Raw genomic sequence first — 14,499 nt, 5'->3', positions numbered from 1 at the left:
GGAATGGCAAAATCGGGGCGCAACGATGCACCCGTACTTGGATGTGACTAGGCATAGTTATGACTTCAGTGGACGCTGAGAAATGTACGTTTGCTTGCGATCAGCAACGTTCCGGGGACGCGTTCAGCGATGCAATACAGCAGGCTGCGCCGATGAAAAGCTGCCGAAATCGTTGATGTAGGTGAAATTCACCCGCGCATCGGCGGGTATTACCTTCGCGGCGTTCGGCACCGGCAACTTCAACGTGCCTCCCGGTTCCACCATCGCTTCGGGCAGTGACAATTTTTTCGCGTCGGGATGGGAGCCCATAAGCAGGTAAATGTCGTTGAAGGTGACGTGATAAGCCGAAGGGTTGTGCACCTGTATCACGGTGTCTTGGGCGACATGCTCCAGGGACCAGCGCAACAGCCCTGGCGCCTCCTCGGGTGTTCCAGATAACTGCGCCGGGCGAAAAAACACCTTGGTGCGGATACGGAACGCAAACTTGAAGTGATTCCGCTGGCTGTCTTCGAGGGTGGGATCAAACTCATTGGTGGCGCCCGGCACTTCAAGTACGTTCAACCAAAACAGCGACTCTCTATCCGCAGGTAGCGGTGCCTTGGTGTAGGACAAGCGCATGAACTGGCTTTTGCCGGCGTCCAGGCGAAATACCGGGGGAGACAGCACGAAAGGCACATCGCTCAGTGTCGGCGCTGCCTCGGCATCACCTGCGTCCAGCCACGCCTGGACCAGACGGGGTGCGTGTTTGTCATCATTGGTCACTCGTATGGTGACCTCGCGTCGCTGCTCGGGGTAAATCTGTCGCGTACCGTCGATAACTACCCCCGCGTGCGCCGCATGCGAGGCTATGCACAAGGCCAGACTCAGCGCGACGGACACCACGCGATGACTTAAGAACATCATTAAATCCTGCATCGGGTAATCCTTGAAAACAGTTGTCCTGCGCCCGACCGCAGGGTCGAGCGAGGATCTCAGGCAACAAACGCAATGGTTATCAGCGCGGCTGCATCAAGGAAAGGTGACCGAGTACTGCACGCTGCTGGTGACATTGCCCGCGCCTGCCGCTCCGCCATTGGCGATGTAGCGTGCGTAGAACGGTAAGGTCGCCAGACCATTGGTCACGGTGGCAACGGTTGAGTTATTACCTACGCGCAAGTCCATTGGCGTGTTGGAAGCGCCATCGAGAATTTGTACCTCCACCCGCGAGGCGGGTGTTGCAGTGGCGGTATTACGCAGGTTGCCGGTTGCCGGGTTGATGCCAGGGCTGGTCGGCTCGTAACGTACGGCGACCTTGGTACCGTTCGGGCATCCGCCCGAGCCGCCCACATAGACAAAGTAGCGCTTGCTGCCGGCCGTATCGCCTGCGGCCTTGAGGGCCGAGGTTTGCACGCGATCAAGAACGACCGGGAAGTTGGCACCTGAACCTGGCGAGGCTCCGGTGCCGCCGCTGATGGTGCAGGTAGTGCCACTGACCGAGCCGGTGATCGTGATGGTACCGTCTGCTGCATAAGCGGAGCTGGCAGCGAAGCCGCACAAAGCCAGCACTGCAGCCGCCAGAGTGTGTTTTGTCATAATCAGTCTTTCCTTAAAATTAGGGGTCGCGAAACGCACACTTATGACGCAGGAGAGGATCAGCTCTTGCGACGTCCATGGGTGGAGTCTCGTAAAATTTTGTTCCACAGCCCCAAGGAGTTGTCTGTTGCAAAACCTTTCTGACGTGTTTGGCAGGCAAAAAAAAAGCTCCGTACCTTTCGATACGGAGCATGTTCTTGAATTGCCCGAAAAGCCTGACAGGCTTTGGATGGCTAGTCGGCGGTCAATACGCCACGGCGGACTTGATCGCGCTCGATCGACTCAAACAACGCCTTGAAGTTGCCCTCGCCAAACCCATCATCGCCTTTGCGCTGGATGAACTCGAAAAACACCGGGCCCATCAGGGTTTCCGAGAAGATTTGCAGCAGCAGGCGCTTGTCACCTTCGATGGATGAGCCGTCCAGCAGGATGCCACGAGCCTGCAACTGATCCACCGGTTCACCGTGATTCGGCAGGCGGCCTTCGAGCATTTCATAGTAGGTGTCCGGCGGCGCGGTCATGAAGCGCATGCCGATCTTCTTCAGCGCGTCCCAGGTTTTGACCAGGTCGTCGGTGAGGAACGCAACGTGCTGGATGCCTTCGCCGTTGAACTGCATCAGGAACTCTTCGATCTGCCCGGCGCCCTTGGACGACTCCTCGTTCAGCGGGATGCGGATCATGCCGTCCGGCGCGCTCATGGCCTTGGAGGTCAAGCCGGTGTATTCGCCTTTGATATCGAAGTAACGCGCCTCACGGAAGTTGAACAGCTTCTCGTAGAAGTTCGCCCAGTAAGCCATGCGCCCGCGATAGACGTTATGAGTCAGATGGTCGATGACCTTCAGCCCTGCGCCTTGTGGGTTGCGCTCCACGCCGTCGAGGTAGACGAAGTCGATGTCATAGATCGAGCTGCCTTCACCAAACCGGTCGATCAAGTACAACGGCGCGCCGCCGATGCCTTTGATTGCCGGCAGGTTCAGCTCCATCGGCCCGGTTTCGATATGGATTGGTTGAGCGCCCAACTCCAGTGCGCGGGTATAGGCTTGTTGCGAGTCCTTGACGCGGAATGCCATGCCGCAGACTGACGGGCCATGCTCGGCCGCGAAATACGAGGCGATGCTGTTGGGTTCGTTGTTGAGGATCAGATTGATCTCGCCCTGGCGGTACAGGTGCACGTTCTTGGAGCGGTGGGTCGCGACTTTGCTGAAGCCCATGATCTCGAAGATCGGCTCCAGGGTGCCCGGGGTCGGCGATGCGAATTCAATAAATTCAAAGCCCATCAGGCCCATTGGGTTTTCGTGTTGGACGGTCATGGTCGGTGCCTCATCATTCTTGTAGGTAGCAAGGGGTTATTTGCAAGCAAGGATGAGGTGGGAGGGAGGCGCGCAGGACAGGCCTCGCACGCTGCGGGCGAGGAAGTCACCAAAGATGAGGGGGGAGCCGAGTCGCTTCATGGTTACATCAGTCTCTGACGGCTGAGGCTTGCGTGAGCGCAAGTCCATATTCTTGTATGCGTAAATCGATTCTACACAGCGTAAAGATGTTTGTCCGTACTCTTCATCAAATCCCTATTGCCCTTGCCCGTGCAAGGGGTTTGTTACACAGGTAAATGCCAGCCAAAATGAAGGCACCGCCTATCAGCATGGGCAAGGTCAACGCTTCACCCAGCAATAAGGCGCCGCAGATCACTGCGGTCAGCGGGTTAAGCGCGATAAATACACCGGAACGTGTCGTGCCAATCCGCCGGATGCCGTCGTAGTAACCGATATAAGCCAGCGCCGAGCCGAGCACACCCAAATACAGCAGGCTCAGCAGCTGTGAAGGCCCAAGGCTTGCGACCTCTTTGAACGTGAAGTTTCCTGACAGCGCTGTGGTTGCGGTCAACATCAGGGTTCCCAGCAATACCGACCACGTCACGGTCTGCAATGGCCCCAGGCTTGCGTTCAGCCCGCGGGAAGCCAGCGAATAAACGCCCCACGCCGCCACACAACCAAGGATCAGCAAGTCACCCCACCAACTATGGGCGCCTGCCTGCATCAGCTGAGGGTTGCGACTGACAATCACAGCGACTGCGCCAGCCACGCACAATGCAATCCCTATTACCTTGGTGCGATTCAGGTGCTCTTTGAACAACAACCACGACGCCAGGCCAATCACCGCCGGGTTCAACGCCACGATCAATGACGCCCGCGACGCATTGATGTACTGCAGCCCATAAAAGAAGCACAGGTTGTAGATGAAAATCCCGAAGAACCCCAGCGCCGCCAGTTGCGCAAGTTGCCGAAGACTCGGGCGAGCCAGTGGGATGCGTGCGAAGGCCATGAACAGCAACAACGCCAGGCTCGCCAGGATAAAACGCAGGCTCGCGGCCAGCAGCGGATTGAGCTGATCGGCCAGGTAACGACCAGCGATAAAGGTGCCGCCCCAGATCATGGTGACGGCGGCGAGTTTGCAATAGGTCAGGCGATCCGAAGCGGGGCTCATTGGGTTGGCTCAAGTGAAGGAAGATCTGGGTTATTCTTCTGCTAATGATCAATCATCGTAAAATGAGTATTTGCTCATGACCTTGACCCAACTGGAAATTTTCTCACTGGTGGCCGAACTTCAGGGCTTTACCAGCGCAGCGCACCGGCTGGGCATCAGCCAGTCGGCGGTGTCCCATGCGATCAAGGCGTTGGAGCAAGAGCTCGGTGTCGAGCTGTTCCGGCGCCATCAAAACCTGGTGGAGCCGAGCGAGATCGGCCAGCAATTGCTTGGACGCGCCCGTGCCATGCTCGGCCTGGCCAACACGCTGCAACAGGAAGCCGCAGATGCCCGTGGCATGAAGCGCGGCACCCTGCGCGTCGGCTCGTTTGGGCCAACTGCGTCGATTCGCCTGCTGCCCGGTATCCTCAGCCAGTTTCGTGCAGCCTACCCGGGCATTGAGGTCCACGTGGATGAAGGCCCTGACCGGCAAGTGTTGCAGTGGCTGGATGAGCGGCGGATCGATGTAGGCTTTGTGGTCTTGGAGCAGGAGCGCTTCGACACCTTCGCCTTGTTTGAGGACCAAATGGTCGCGTTGTTGCCTACGGAGCACCCACTGGCCGATCGCGATGCCCTGACTCTGCAGGAGCTGTGTGACGACCCTTTTATTCTCACCGAGGCAGGATCGTCGGAACTGGTGTCCCGACTGTTCGGTGCGGCCCAATTACGGCCCAAGGTGCGGTATCGCTGCGCCCAACTGCTGAGCACTCTGGAAGCCGTCAGTCGCGGGGACGGGTTGAGCATCGTGGCCGAGGCGTCGTTGCCACCGCTGGACGACCCGCGCTATGTGAAACGCCCCCTATCCCCTCGTGTACCGCGCCAGATTGGCTTGGCAGTGCTTGATCGGCGCCAGTCATCACCCGCGACGCTGGCGTTCATCGAGATTGCGCAACGCGGTGGTAGGGCAAGCAATTGTCCACCGAGCCATCTATTATCGAAATAATACTGACCGGCCTGCCGGCGCATCCCCTACTCCGCAACAGGCCGCACAACTCATGCCCCTCACCGTCAAAGGCCCGCGAGAGCCAATCGTCCGCTACTCGATCAGCGCCCTCTGCGGTCTGCTGCCAATCCTGCTCGGCTTGGCCATCCTGTATTGGCAAGCAGAAAGAACCCTTGAGCAAAGCACGGCGCAAACCGCCGAGGAAGCGGTGCGCCAATTCGACCTGATGCTCGATAACACCGCCCTCGCCGCGCAGGCCCTGCTGCCGCTGGCAGGCCAGCCCTGCGATAACGGCACGCAATTGGCGTTGCGCGAGCAGGTCACAAGGCGCCCGTTCGTGCGCGCCACGACGTTGTCCTGGCAGAAGAATATCTATTGCAGCTCACTGTTCGGCAGCAACTATGAGTCGCCCGTAAACCCCGACGACTATGTGGACGGTCGGCTTTGGTTGATGAATGGCAACCCGGTGACGCCGGACACTGCGCTGCTGGTGTACCGACTGGTCGACGGAGGCCAAGGCGCGTTTGCTTCAATTGACGGTTATCACCTGACCAACGCCTTGCGCCTGATCAGCCGCTATGCACAACTGGTCCTGCAAGTGGGGCCCAACTGGCTGGCTGCCGACGGCAGTGTTCATACCACGGAAGTGCCGAAATTTGCCGTAGCCCATCATCACTTGGCCTCGCAACGCTATGGTTACAGCGTCGACGCCGGCATGCCGGACGGCGAGGTCTGGCGTTACATGCAGGCGCGCTATCGTGCAATGTTCAGCCTGGTGGTGTTCTTTGGCGCAATGGCAGGCCTGCTCGCGCATTGGCTGCAAAAACGCTCCTCGGCACCGACCCATGAACTGCGACGGGCGTTGGGCGCCGATGAGTTCATTCCGTATTTTCAGCCGGTGGTACGCGGCGACACCCGCGAATGGGCCGGCTGTGAAGTGCTCATGCGCTGGCAGCATCCCAAGGAAGGCTTGGTACGGCCTGATCTATTTATCCCTCTGGCCGAACATTCCGGCCTGATCGTGCCGATGACCCGCGCCCTGCTGCGCCAGACCGCCGTACAACTGGCTCCCCATGCGGCACGGTTTTGCCCGGGGTTCCACATCGGCGTGAATATCACCGCCCGCCATTGCCTCGACCTGACGCTGGTGGACGATTGCCGTGAGTTTCTCGCCGCCTTCATACCGGGCCAGGTGACCTTGGTGCTGGAGTTGACCGAGCGCGAGCTGATCGAGCCCACCGATATCACCCGTCGCCTGTTCGACGCCTTGCACCAACTGGGCGTCATGATTGCCATCGATGACTTTGGTACCGGCCACTCAAGCCTGGGCTACTTGCGCAACTTCAATGTGGACTACTTGAAAATCGACCAGAGTTTTGTCGCCATGATCGGTGCAGACGCACTGTCGAGGCATATCCTGGACAGCATCATAGAGTTGTCCGGCAAACTGGATCTGGGTGTCGTTGCTGAAGGTGTGGAAACGGTCGAACAATGCGAATACCTGGCTGCTCACGGCGTGGATTTCCTGCAGGGCTATCTGTTTGGAAAGCCACTACCCAGCGATGAATTCATTAAAAACCTGACCAGCCATTGAATAGCCACGTATTAGCGGCGTTGAAATAATGTTAGTAAGACAAAAGACATGATTTACTCGTAGCGGATTAACTACTACAATTTTTCTTGCCTGTGCAGAACTCGCAGGACGACGTCCTCTTTGAGTCGCCTTAACGCTATTGGCTAATAGCTTTGTCTGCAGTTGATATCAGCCAACAACACTATTGGAGTACAGATTTTGTCCAGACTCGCCGAATTTCGCGCAGCAGAAAAAGCCCTTCAAGAGCAGCTTGCCCAGCTGGAATCCCTGAAGAACGATGCTGGCCTGAAGAAAGAAATCGAATTCGAAGAAAAACTTCAAGGGCTGATGAAAACCTACGGCAAAGGCCTGCGTGACATCATCCTGATCCTTGATCCAAACCCGGGCAAGGCCAGCGCTGCTGCTGCCAACGCACCAAAACAACGCCGTGCGCGCGTGGTCAAGGTCTACCACAACCCGCACACCGGCGAGCTTATCGAAACCAAAGGCGGCAACCACCGCGGCCTCAAAGCATGGAAAGAACAGTACGGCGCCGCCACTGTAGATTCCTGGCTTCGCGGCTGATTACACCGCACTAATAAAGAGCCCCGCGTCAGCGGGGCTTTTTTATTCAAGGGTTCGAAACCGAACTTAAATAACATTTCATTTTGTTCAAATTCGACGCGCAACACGCACTTAAAGTTTGAGGCTGTCGCGCACCGAACGGACTTCATCCTTACTCGCCTCGTAAGCATCGGCTTGACCCGCGTATGAGAAAACATACGCTTTATCGGTATCAACAGCTCCCACCAATGTTTGTGAAAGCACGTGCCGTCCATTCTCGGTAATCACACAGGTAGTTTCCATGGCCTCAAGCCGACTCAATGTTGTCGAGTGCATTTTGCTGCAGACACTTTGGTAACCGCTCTGGGCAAAATCTTTCTGGATGGACTTGCGCATTTCCAGCAATACACCCTGAAGATTAACGTTATGGCCCGCCTCAGTCGGCGTTGCCGTCAACTCCATCACCATCAGCGTGTTGCCGTTTTCATCGTTCTTGATTGAACGCTGACGCGAAACCGGCTGTGGCGTTGCCGGCGTTTCACCATCACGCACCACCTCCTCGACTTGCCAGCCGCTGGGCCAGTGGATTTCCGGATCCGCCGCCGAAACGAAAGGACTGGCCAACAGCAGGCATACAGCACTCAACAGCGGTTTACGACGTTCGGTCATGCGAAAGATACCCAAGGTTCAAGCGACAAAGTGTGAGGCCCGCTACCCGCTGATCGCAAGACCCGCGTGACCTTTTTCATTTGGCGCAGCAGGCGGGCCTTGCGTATCATGGCCCGGCTGCACGGATGCCAGCCGCAAGCCAAGGGAACGCTCCTCTCACCTGGAGCCGCGTTTGCCCCATTTTTTTCTGGAGGGCCCATGAGCCTGCACGAACTGAACACTTTCCCGGGCGTCACCGCCCAACCTGACACCGCCACCACGAACTTCGTGTTCAACCACACCATGTTGCGGGTCAAGGACATCACCAAGTCCCTGGACTTCTACACCCGCGTACTGGGTTTTTCGCTGGTTGAAAAGCGTGATTTCCCCGAGGCTGAATTCAGCCTCTATTTCCTGGCCCTGGTGGACAAATCCCAGATCCCGGCCGACGCCGCCGCGCGCACCCAGTGGATGAAGTCGATCCCTGGCATCCTGGAACTGACCCACAACCACGGCACCGAAAACGACGCCGACTTCGCCTACCACAACGGCAACACCGACCCGCGTGGTTTTGGCCATATCTGCATCGCGGTGCCGGATATCGTCGCTGCGTGTGAACGCTTCGAAGCCCTGGGCTGCGATTTCCAGAAGCGCCTGACCGATGGCCGCATGAAGAGCCTGGCGTTCATCAAGGACCCGGATGCGTACTGGGTCGAGATTATCCAGCCCACGCCGCTGTAACGAAAAAACCCCATGAGTGATCATGGGGTTTTTCATTTGCAGCTGGGTAGTTACGCTGGCGCGGAGGTGCGGATCAGGTGATCAAAAGCACTCAGGGAAGCCTTGGCGCCCTCGCCTACTGCAATCACGATCTGCTTGTACGGCACGGTCGTCACGTCACCCGCGGCAAACACTCCGGGCAGTGAAGTTTCGCCACGCGCATCAACGATGATTTCGCCACGCGGGGTCAACTCTACGGTGCCTTTGAGCCAGTCGGTGTTAGGCAGCAGGCCGATCTGCACGAAGATACCTTCCAGGTCGATGGTCTTGAACTCGCCGCTGTCACGATCCTTGTATGCCAAGCCCGTGACTTTCTGGCCATCGCCTTTGACTTCACTGGTCAGCGCACTGGTGATCACGTCAACATTCGGCAGGCTGTAAAGCTTGCGCTGCAACACCGCATCGGCGCGCAGCTTGCTATCGAACTCCAGCAAGGTTACGTGGCTTACGATGCCCGCCAAGTCGATCGCTGCTTCCACGCCGGAGTTACCGCCGCCGATCACTGCCACACGCTTGCCTTTGAACAACGGACCATCGCAATGCGGGCAGAAGCATACGCCTTTGGCTTTGTATTCCTGCTCGCCCGGCACGCCCATTTCACGCCAGCGGGCGCCAGTGGCCAAAATCACGGTCTTTGACTTGAGCGTCGCGCCGCTTTCAAAACGAATCTCGTGCAAGTCACCAGGGTTTTTCGCCGGGACCAGGCTGCTGGCACGCTGTAGGTTCATGATATCCACGTCGTACTGACGCACATGAGCCTCCAGTGCGCTGGCCAGTTTCGGCCCCTCGGTTTCCTGTACCGAGATGAAGTTCTCGATGGACATGGTGTCCAGCACCTGACCACCAAAACGCTCGGCGGCAACACCGGTGCGGATGCCTTTACGCGCAGCATAGATCGCGGCCGCTGAACCGGCTGGACCACCGCCGACGACGAGTACGTCAAAGGCGTCTTTGGCGCTGATTTTTTCGGCGGCTTTTTCAATACCACTGGTGTCGAGCTTGGCGAGAATTTCTTCCAGGCCCATGCGGCCCTGGCCGAAGTTCACGCCATTGAGGTACACACTTGGCACCGCCATGATCTGGCGCTCGTCGACTTCAGCCTGGAACAGCGCACCGTCGATGGCGACGTGACGGATGTTCGGGTTGAGAACGGCCATCAGGTTCAGCGCTTGGACCACGTCCGGGCAGTTCTGGCACGACAGCGAGAAGTAAGTCTCGAAGCTGAACTCACCTTTAAGGGCGCGAATCTGTTCAATCACTTCGACACTGGCCTTCGACGGGTGGCCACCGACTTGCAGCAGGGCCAACACCAGCGAAGTAAATTCATGGCCCATGGGGATGCCGGCGAAACGCAGGCTGATATCGGCACCTGGGCGGTTGATGGAGAACGACGGTTTACGCGCGTCATCGCCATCGGTTTTCAGGGCGATCAGCGTGGTGAGGCTGGTTACGTCCTGCAGAAGGGCAAGCATTTCCTGGGATTTCGCGCCGTCATCGAGGGAGGCGACGATCTCGATCGGCTGGGTGACCCGTTCCAGGTATGACTTCAACTGAGCTTTAAGATTGGCGTCCAACATACGGGCGATTTCCTTTAATTCTGGGTATAAAAAAACGCCCGAGCGAATCTCGCCCGGGCGTTTTTGAGGGCGGTTGCAGCTTACTTGGTAGGTGCGGAAACCCGCCCTTGATGCTTCATAGACTTAGATCTTGCCGACCAGGTCCAGGGACGGAGCCAAGGTGGCCTCGCCTTCTTTCCACTTGGCTGGGCACACTTCGCCTGGGTGGGCAGCGACGTACTGGGCAGCTTTGATTTTGCGCAGCAGCTCGGAAGCGTCACGGCCAACACCACCGTCGTTCAGTTCAACGATCTTGATCTGACCTTCTGGGTTGATCACGAACGTACCGCGATCTGCCAGGCCAGCTTCTTCGATCAGCACGTCGAAGTTGCGGGAGATGGTCAGGGTTGGGTCGCCGATCATGGTGTATTGGATCTTGCCGATGGCTGGCGAGGTGTTGTGCCAGGCAGCGTGGGCAAAATGGGTGTCGGTGGAAACGCTGTAGATTTCGACGCCCAGTTTCTGGAATTCGGCGTGGTTGTCAGCCAGGTCTTCCAGCTCGGTTGGGCAAACGAAGGTGAAGTCGGCTGGGTAGAAGAAGAACACCGACCACTTACCTTTCAGGTCAGCATCAGACACGTCTACGAAGTTGCCGTTTTTGAACGCGGTAGCTTTGAACGGTTTTACTTGGCTGTTGATGATAGGCATCGTTGACTCTCCGTCAGGGGTTAAGAAGTTGATGGGGTGAATCCTACCCACTCTTTCCGACGCTGGCTCATTGGCAAACCTGATGCTGACGATTGGTTTTCCCTATCAGGAGACTGTATTAATAGAAGAAATCTCAAAGCAGCGGTTGAGTGGCCAATGTCATGCCAAGAAAGGGCGTCGCTTCAACATAGCGCATGGCGGATTTCATGTCGTTCCAGCCGACGTAACTCATCAACGACTTTAAATCCCAGCCGCTGCGATGGGCCCAGGTGGCAAAGCCCCGACGCAGGGAATGGCTGGTGTACTGCTCGGCGGCGATGCCTGCGCGCTCCAGCGCCTGACGCAACAACGGGATCACGCTGTTGGGGTGCAAGCCCTCCTCGCCCAGGTTGCCCCAACGGTCGATGCCCCGGAATACCGGACCACGCACCAGCGCTGCTGCGCTGAGCCATTCGCTGTAGGCCTGAACGGGGCACAGGCGCAGCAGCGCAGGCGTGTGATAGGTCTTGCCGAGGTTGTCGCGGTCACTTTTGCTGCGCGGAAGGTACAGGCTGATGCCGGTTCCGGGTGTGGCCTGAACATGTTCAATGCTCAGTCGACACAACTCATCGCTACGAAAGCCACGCCAGAAGCCGAGCAGGATTAACGCGGTGTCGCGCTTGGCACGCAGCAAGCGCGGCTGATCGTGTGCGTGGGCGGCCTCCCGCGCTTCAGCATCAAGCGATGCAACCACCTGCTCCAAATGCTTGAGCTGCAATGGCTCGGCCTGCTTCTCCTGCACAGGGTGCACGGCGCGAATCCCCTTGAGCACTTTGCGCACCACGGGGGCTTTGGTCGGGTCGGGGAACCCCTGGCTGGTGTGCCATTGCGCAAGCGCCGACAGCCTCAGCTTCAGGGTGTTAACCGCAAGCACGCCCGCATGGGCCGCCAGATAGCGCGCCACGCTGTCACTGGTTGCCGGCAGAAACCCGCCCCAGTTGACTTCAAAGTGCTCGATCGCCGCGCGGTAGCTACGGCGTGTGTTGTCTCGGGTTGCAGCGTTGAGATAACGATCAAGATCGCTCATGGGAGGCCTATTCGTACTGCGGGCATGCGTTTCTGCGCGTGAAGCGCTTATGACGCGGGATAATACGCCAATATCCCATCTGAGAAAGCTTGATTTTTAAGGACTTTATATTCGTGATATAGTACGTATATACATACCATGTACCACAATACTAAATCGACGGAGACCCCATGGCTCGCGGCGGCATAAACAAAGCAGTAGTTCAAACGGCACGCCTGGCGATCCTTGCCCGCGGCGAGAACCCAAGCATCGACGCAGTACGCATCGAAATGGGCAATACCGGTTCGAAAACCACGATCCATCGCTACCTGAAGGAGCTGGACGACAGCGAAAGTCGCCTAACCATCACCGAAGCGCCGATTGACGACGAGTTGGGTGAACTGGTTTCGCGACTGGCTCAGCGCTTAAAGGAGAAGGCTCAAGAGCCGATTGACCTGGCCTTGGCGCAGTTCGAACAGCAGAAAGCCGCCCTACTCGCCGAGCTCGACGCGCTTCAAGAGGCCCACGGCCAACTCAAGCAGCAATTCGATATTCAGGCCGCGGCGCTGGCCGAAGAAAGCGCTGCGCTGCAAACAGCCAGTACCAGCCTTCAGACCGAGCAAACCCGTAATGCAGGGCTTAGCCAGGCGTGCAGTGATTACGAGCTGAGGATTAGCGATAAGGACGAACAGATTCGCTCACTGGAAGAAAAGCACCTTCACGCCCGCGACGCGCTGGAGCACTACCGCAATGCAATCAAGGAGCAACGCGAGCAGGAGCAGCGGCGCCATGAAGGCCAGCTGCAGCAGGTACAGGCGGAACTGCGCCAGGCCCAACAAAGCGCTATGGTGCGCCAGGATGAGATCACTCAACTGCATCGCGACAACGAGCGCCTACTGATCGAGCATCGGGTGACGGCGAAGGAATTGACGACGCTGCAGGAGCAAACCCGCAAAGATCAAGCGCAGCAGGCGAAGCTGAGCGAACAGATGAACCAGATAGATAGCGAGCGCGCCCTGCTTCAAGAGCGTCTGCGGGTAGCCGTGCTGGAAAGCCAGTCACGCCAGGAAGCACTGACCGAACACCAGCACGCCAACAAGACCCTGGAACTGGACCTTATCAAGGCTCAGGCCAGTATCGAGGCATTGCGACTGGCGGCCGTCGTTGCAACGGCGCCAGAGGCAACGCCTAAAGCCTGATCAGTCCGCCACAGGCGTGCGCATGGTGACGAACTCTTCCGCCGCCGTAGGGTGCACGCCGATGGTTTCATCGAAGTGACGCTTGGTGGCGCCGGCCTTGAGCGCAATCGCAAGGCCCTGGACGATCTCACCGGCGTCCGGGCCGACCATATGGCAACCCAGCACCTTGTCGGTGTCGGCATCAACCACCAATTTCATCAGGGTTTTCTCCTGGCAATCCGTTAGGGTCAACTTCATTGGCCGGAAACGGCTTTCGAAGATCTGCACCTTATGGCCGTTCTTTTTCGCCTCTTCTTCCGTCAAGCCGACAGTGCCGATATTCGGCAAGCTGAATACCGCCGTCGGAATCATTGCGTAATCCACCGGGCGATATTGCTCAGGTTTGAACAAACGACGCGCCACGGCCATGCCTTCAGCCAGCGCCACCGGCGTCAGCTGCACGCGACCGATCACATCACCGATAGCCAGGATTGACGCTTCGGTAGTTTCGTACAGGTCATTGACCTGAACAAAGCCACGCTCATCCAACTCGACGCCTGTGTTTTCCAGCCCCAGGTTATCCAGCATCGGACGCCGGCCCGTGGCGTAGAAGACGCAATCAGCTTCCAGCACACGACCGTCCTTCAGGGTGGCCTTAAGACTACCGTCGACTTGTTTTTCAATGCGTTCGATATCGGCATTGAATTGCAGGTCCAGGCCACGCTTGGTCAGCTCTTCCTGCAGGTGCTTGCGCACCGCACCATCAAAACCACGCAGGAACAGATCGCCGCGATACAGCAGCGACGTCTTAGCACCCAGCCCATGGAAAATACCCGCGAACTCAACGGCGATATAACCACCACCAACCACCAGCACGCGCTTGGGCAGCTCTTTAAGGAAGAACGCCTCGTTGGAGCCGATGGCGTGCTCACGCCCTGGAATATCCGGAATCTGCGGCCAGCCGCCAGTTGCGATCAGGATGTGTTTGGCGGTGAAACGCTCGCCATTGATCTCCACTTGATGTGGATCAACCAAGCGCGCATGCCCTTCATGCAGGGTCACGCCACTGTTGACCAGCAAGTTGCGGTAGATGCCATTGAGGCGGTTGATCTCGCGATCCTTGTTGGCGATCAGCGTCGCCCAATCAAAATTCGCCTCCCCAAGGGACCAGCCAAAGCCACTGGCCTGCTCGAAGTCTTCGGCAAAATGCGCGCCGTACACCAACAGCTTCTTAGGTACGCAGCCCACGTTAACGCAGGTGCCGCCCAAATAACGGCTTTCCGCCACGGCTACCTTGGCGCCAAAGCCCGCAGCAAAGCGCGCCGCACGAACACCGCCGGAACCGGCGCCAATCACATACAGATCAAAATCGTAGGCCATTTCACTCTCCTCGGCAGGACATCAGCATACCG

14 protein-coding genes are annotated in these 14,499 nt (G+C 57.8%); 5 read left to right on the top strand and 9 right to left on the bottom strand.

All coding sequences use genetic code 11. From position 1 onward, the window contains the following. Positions 1-123: 123 nt before the first annotated feature. The 4 genes from ACVWXD_RS09325 to ACVWXD_RS09310 form a co-directional block, all read right to left on the bottom strand. Positions 124-900 (bottom strand): fimbrial biogenesis chaperone, encoded by a 777-nt coding sequence (locus ACVWXD_RS09325; protein ID WP_241089565.1) that lies wholly within the window; start codon positions 898-900, stop codon positions 124-126. 108 nt (positions 901-1,008) lie between these two features. Next, positions 1,009-1,572 carry a fimbrial protein gene (locus ACVWXD_RS09320; protein ID WP_032885692.1) on the bottom strand — a complete coding sequence of 188 codons (564 nt, stop codon included), beginning with the start codon at positions 1,570-1,572 and terminating at the stop codon, positions 1,009-1,011. Between the two features lie 233 nt (positions 1,573-1,805). Then, on the bottom strand, positions 1,806-2,882 hold the full coding sequence (gene hppD / locus ACVWXD_RS09315; protein ID WP_032885693.1) for a 4-hydroxyphenylpyruvate dioxygenase: 1,077 nt from the start codon (positions 2,880-2,882) through the stop codon (positions 1,806-1,808). A 247-nt stretch (positions 2,883-3,129) separates the two neighbouring features. Further along, positions 3,130-4,053: a DMT family transporter gene (locus ACVWXD_RS09310; protein WP_181643474.1), complete on the bottom strand. Its 924-nt coding sequence runs from the start codon at positions 4,051-4,053 to the stop codon at positions 3,130-3,132. Between the two features lie 76 nt (positions 4,054-4,129). Between ACVWXD_RS09310 and ACVWXD_RS09305 the strand changes: the two genes are divergently transcribed. The 3 genes from ACVWXD_RS09305 (at position 4,130) to ACVWXD_RS09295 (ending at position 7,193) form a co-directional block, all read left to right on the top strand. After that, positions 4,130-5,035 (top strand): LysR family transcriptional regulator, encoded by a 906-nt coding sequence (locus ACVWXD_RS09305; RefSeq protein WP_181643475.1) that lies wholly within the window; start codon positions 4,130-4,132, stop codon positions 5,033-5,035. Positions 5,036-5,087: 52 nt separating this feature from the next. Then, positions 5,088-6,629 (top strand): EAL domain-containing protein, encoded by a 1,542-nt coding sequence (locus tag ACVWXD_RS09300; protein WP_181643476.1) that lies wholly within the window; start codon positions 5,088-5,090, stop codon positions 6,627-6,629. 198 nt (positions 6,630-6,827) lie between these two features. Then, on the top strand, positions 6,828-7,193 hold the full coding sequence (locus ACVWXD_RS09295) for a histone-like nucleoid-structuring protein, MvaT/MvaU family (RefSeq protein ID WP_032885697.1): 366 nt from the start codon (positions 6,828-6,830) through the stop codon (positions 7,191-7,193). Between the two features lie 111 nt (positions 7,194-7,304). Here ACVWXD_RS09295 and ACVWXD_RS09290 read toward each other — a convergent pair whose 3' ends face one another. Beyond that, entirely contained in the window at positions 7,305-7,841 is a 537-nt protein-coding gene (locus tag ACVWXD_RS09290; protein ID WP_181643477.1) for a DUF4946 domain-containing protein, read from the bottom strand. A 198-nt stretch (positions 7,842-8,039) separates the two neighbouring features. Here ACVWXD_RS09290 and gloA point away from each other — a divergent pair, with 198 nt between their 5' ends. After that, positions 8,040-8,561 (top strand): lactoylglutathione lyase, encoded by a 522-nt coding sequence (gene gloA / locus ACVWXD_RS09285; protein WP_032885699.1) that lies wholly within the window; start codon positions 8,040-8,042, stop codon positions 8,559-8,561. A gap of 50 nt (positions 8,562-8,611) precedes the next feature. Here gloA and ahpF read toward each other — a convergent pair whose 3' ends face one another. From ahpF to ACVWXD_RS09270, 3 genes are all read right to left on the bottom strand, one after another. Beyond that, positions 8,612-10,177 carry an alkyl hydroperoxide reductase subunit F gene (gene ahpF / locus ACVWXD_RS09280; protein WP_032885700.1) on the bottom strand — a complete coding sequence of 522 codons (1,566 nt, stop codon included), beginning with the start codon at positions 10,175-10,177 and terminating at the stop codon, positions 8,612-8,614. A 123-nt stretch (positions 10,178-10,300) separates the two neighbouring features. Then, positions 10,301-10,864 (bottom strand): alkyl hydroperoxide reductase subunit C, encoded by a 564-nt coding sequence (ahpC, locus tag ACVWXD_RS09275; RefSeq protein WP_032885701.1) that lies wholly within the window; start codon positions 10,862-10,864, stop codon positions 10,301-10,303. Between the two features lie 133 nt (positions 10,865-10,997). Further along, complete coding sequence (locus ACVWXD_RS09270; RefSeq protein WP_260366800.1) at positions 10,998-11,930, bottom strand: site-specific integrase; 933 nt, start codon at positions 11,928-11,930, stop codon at positions 10,998-11,000. 170 nt (positions 11,931-12,100) lie between these two features. Between ACVWXD_RS09270 and ACVWXD_RS09265 the strand changes: the two genes are divergently transcribed. Next, the gene (locus ACVWXD_RS09265) at positions 12,101-13,108 is read left to right on the top strand and encodes a DNA-binding protein (protein WP_181643478.1); all 1,008 of its coding nucleotides are present in this window, start codon (positions 12,101-12,103) and stop codon (positions 13,106-13,108) included. Here ACVWXD_RS09265 and gorA read toward each other — a convergent pair whose 3' ends face one another. Further along, positions 13,109-14,467 carry a glutathione-disulfide reductase gene (gene gorA / locus ACVWXD_RS09260; RefSeq protein ID WP_181643479.1) on the bottom strand — a complete coding sequence of 453 codons (1,359 nt, stop codon included), beginning with the start codon at positions 14,465-14,467 and terminating at the stop codon, positions 13,109-13,111. Positions 14,468-14,499: the final 32 nt, after the last annotated feature.

It is taken from the genome of Pseudomonas sp. TE3911 (genome assembly GCF_054062775.1).
Note: the sequence above shows the minus strand (reverse complement) of the source record. Positions and strands in the feature narration are given on the sequence as shown.

Coding starts and splice junctions, on each gene's coding strand:
- ACVWXD_RS09270 (WP_260366800.1), bottom strand. CDS start 11,930: ATGAGCGATCTTGATCGTTATCTCAACGCTGCAACCCGAGACAACACA.
- ACVWXD_RS09310 (WP_181643474.1), bottom strand. CDS start 4,053: ATGAGCCCCGCTTCGGATCGCCTGACCTATTGCAAACTCGCCGCCGTC.
- ACVWXD_RS09325 (WP_241089565.1), bottom strand. CDS start 900: ATGTTCTTAAGTCATCGCGTGGTGTCCGTCGCGCTGAGTCTGGCCTTG.
- ACVWXD_RS09300 (WP_181643476.1), top strand. CDS start 5,088: ATGCCCCTCACCGTCAAAGGCCCGCGAGAGCCAATCGTCCGCTACTCG.
- ahpC (WP_032885701.1), bottom strand. CDS start 10,864: ATGCCTATCATCAACAGCCAAGTAAAACCGTTCAAAGCTACCGCGTTC.
- gloA (WP_032885699.1), top strand. CDS start 8,040: ATGAGCCTGCACGAACTGAACACTTTCCCGGGCGTCACCGCCCAACCT.
- ACVWXD_RS09305 (WP_181643475.1), top strand. CDS start 4,130: ATGACCTTGACCCAACTGGAAATTTTCTCACTGGTGGCCGAACTTCAG.
- ahpF (WP_032885700.1), bottom strand. CDS start 10,177: ATGTTGGACGCCAATCTTAAAGCTCAGTTGAAGTCATACCTGGAACGG.
- ACVWXD_RS09290 (WP_181643477.1), bottom strand. CDS start 7,841: ATGACCGAACGTCGTAAACCGCTGTTGAGTGCTGTATGCCTGCTGTTG.
- ACVWXD_RS09265 (WP_181643478.1), top strand. CDS start 12,101: ATGGCTCGCGGCGGCATAAACAAAGCAGTAGTTCAAACGGCACGCCTG.
- gorA (WP_181643479.1), bottom strand. CDS start 14,467: ATGGCCTACGATTTTGATCTGTATGTGATTGGCGCCGGTTCCGGCGGT.
- ACVWXD_RS09320 (WP_032885692.1), bottom strand. CDS start 1,572: ATGACAAAACACACTCTGGCGGCTGCAGTGCTGGCTTTGTGCGGCTTC.
- hppD (WP_032885693.1), bottom strand. CDS start 2,882: ATGACCGTCCAACACGAAAACCCAATGGGCCTGATGGGCTTTGAATTT.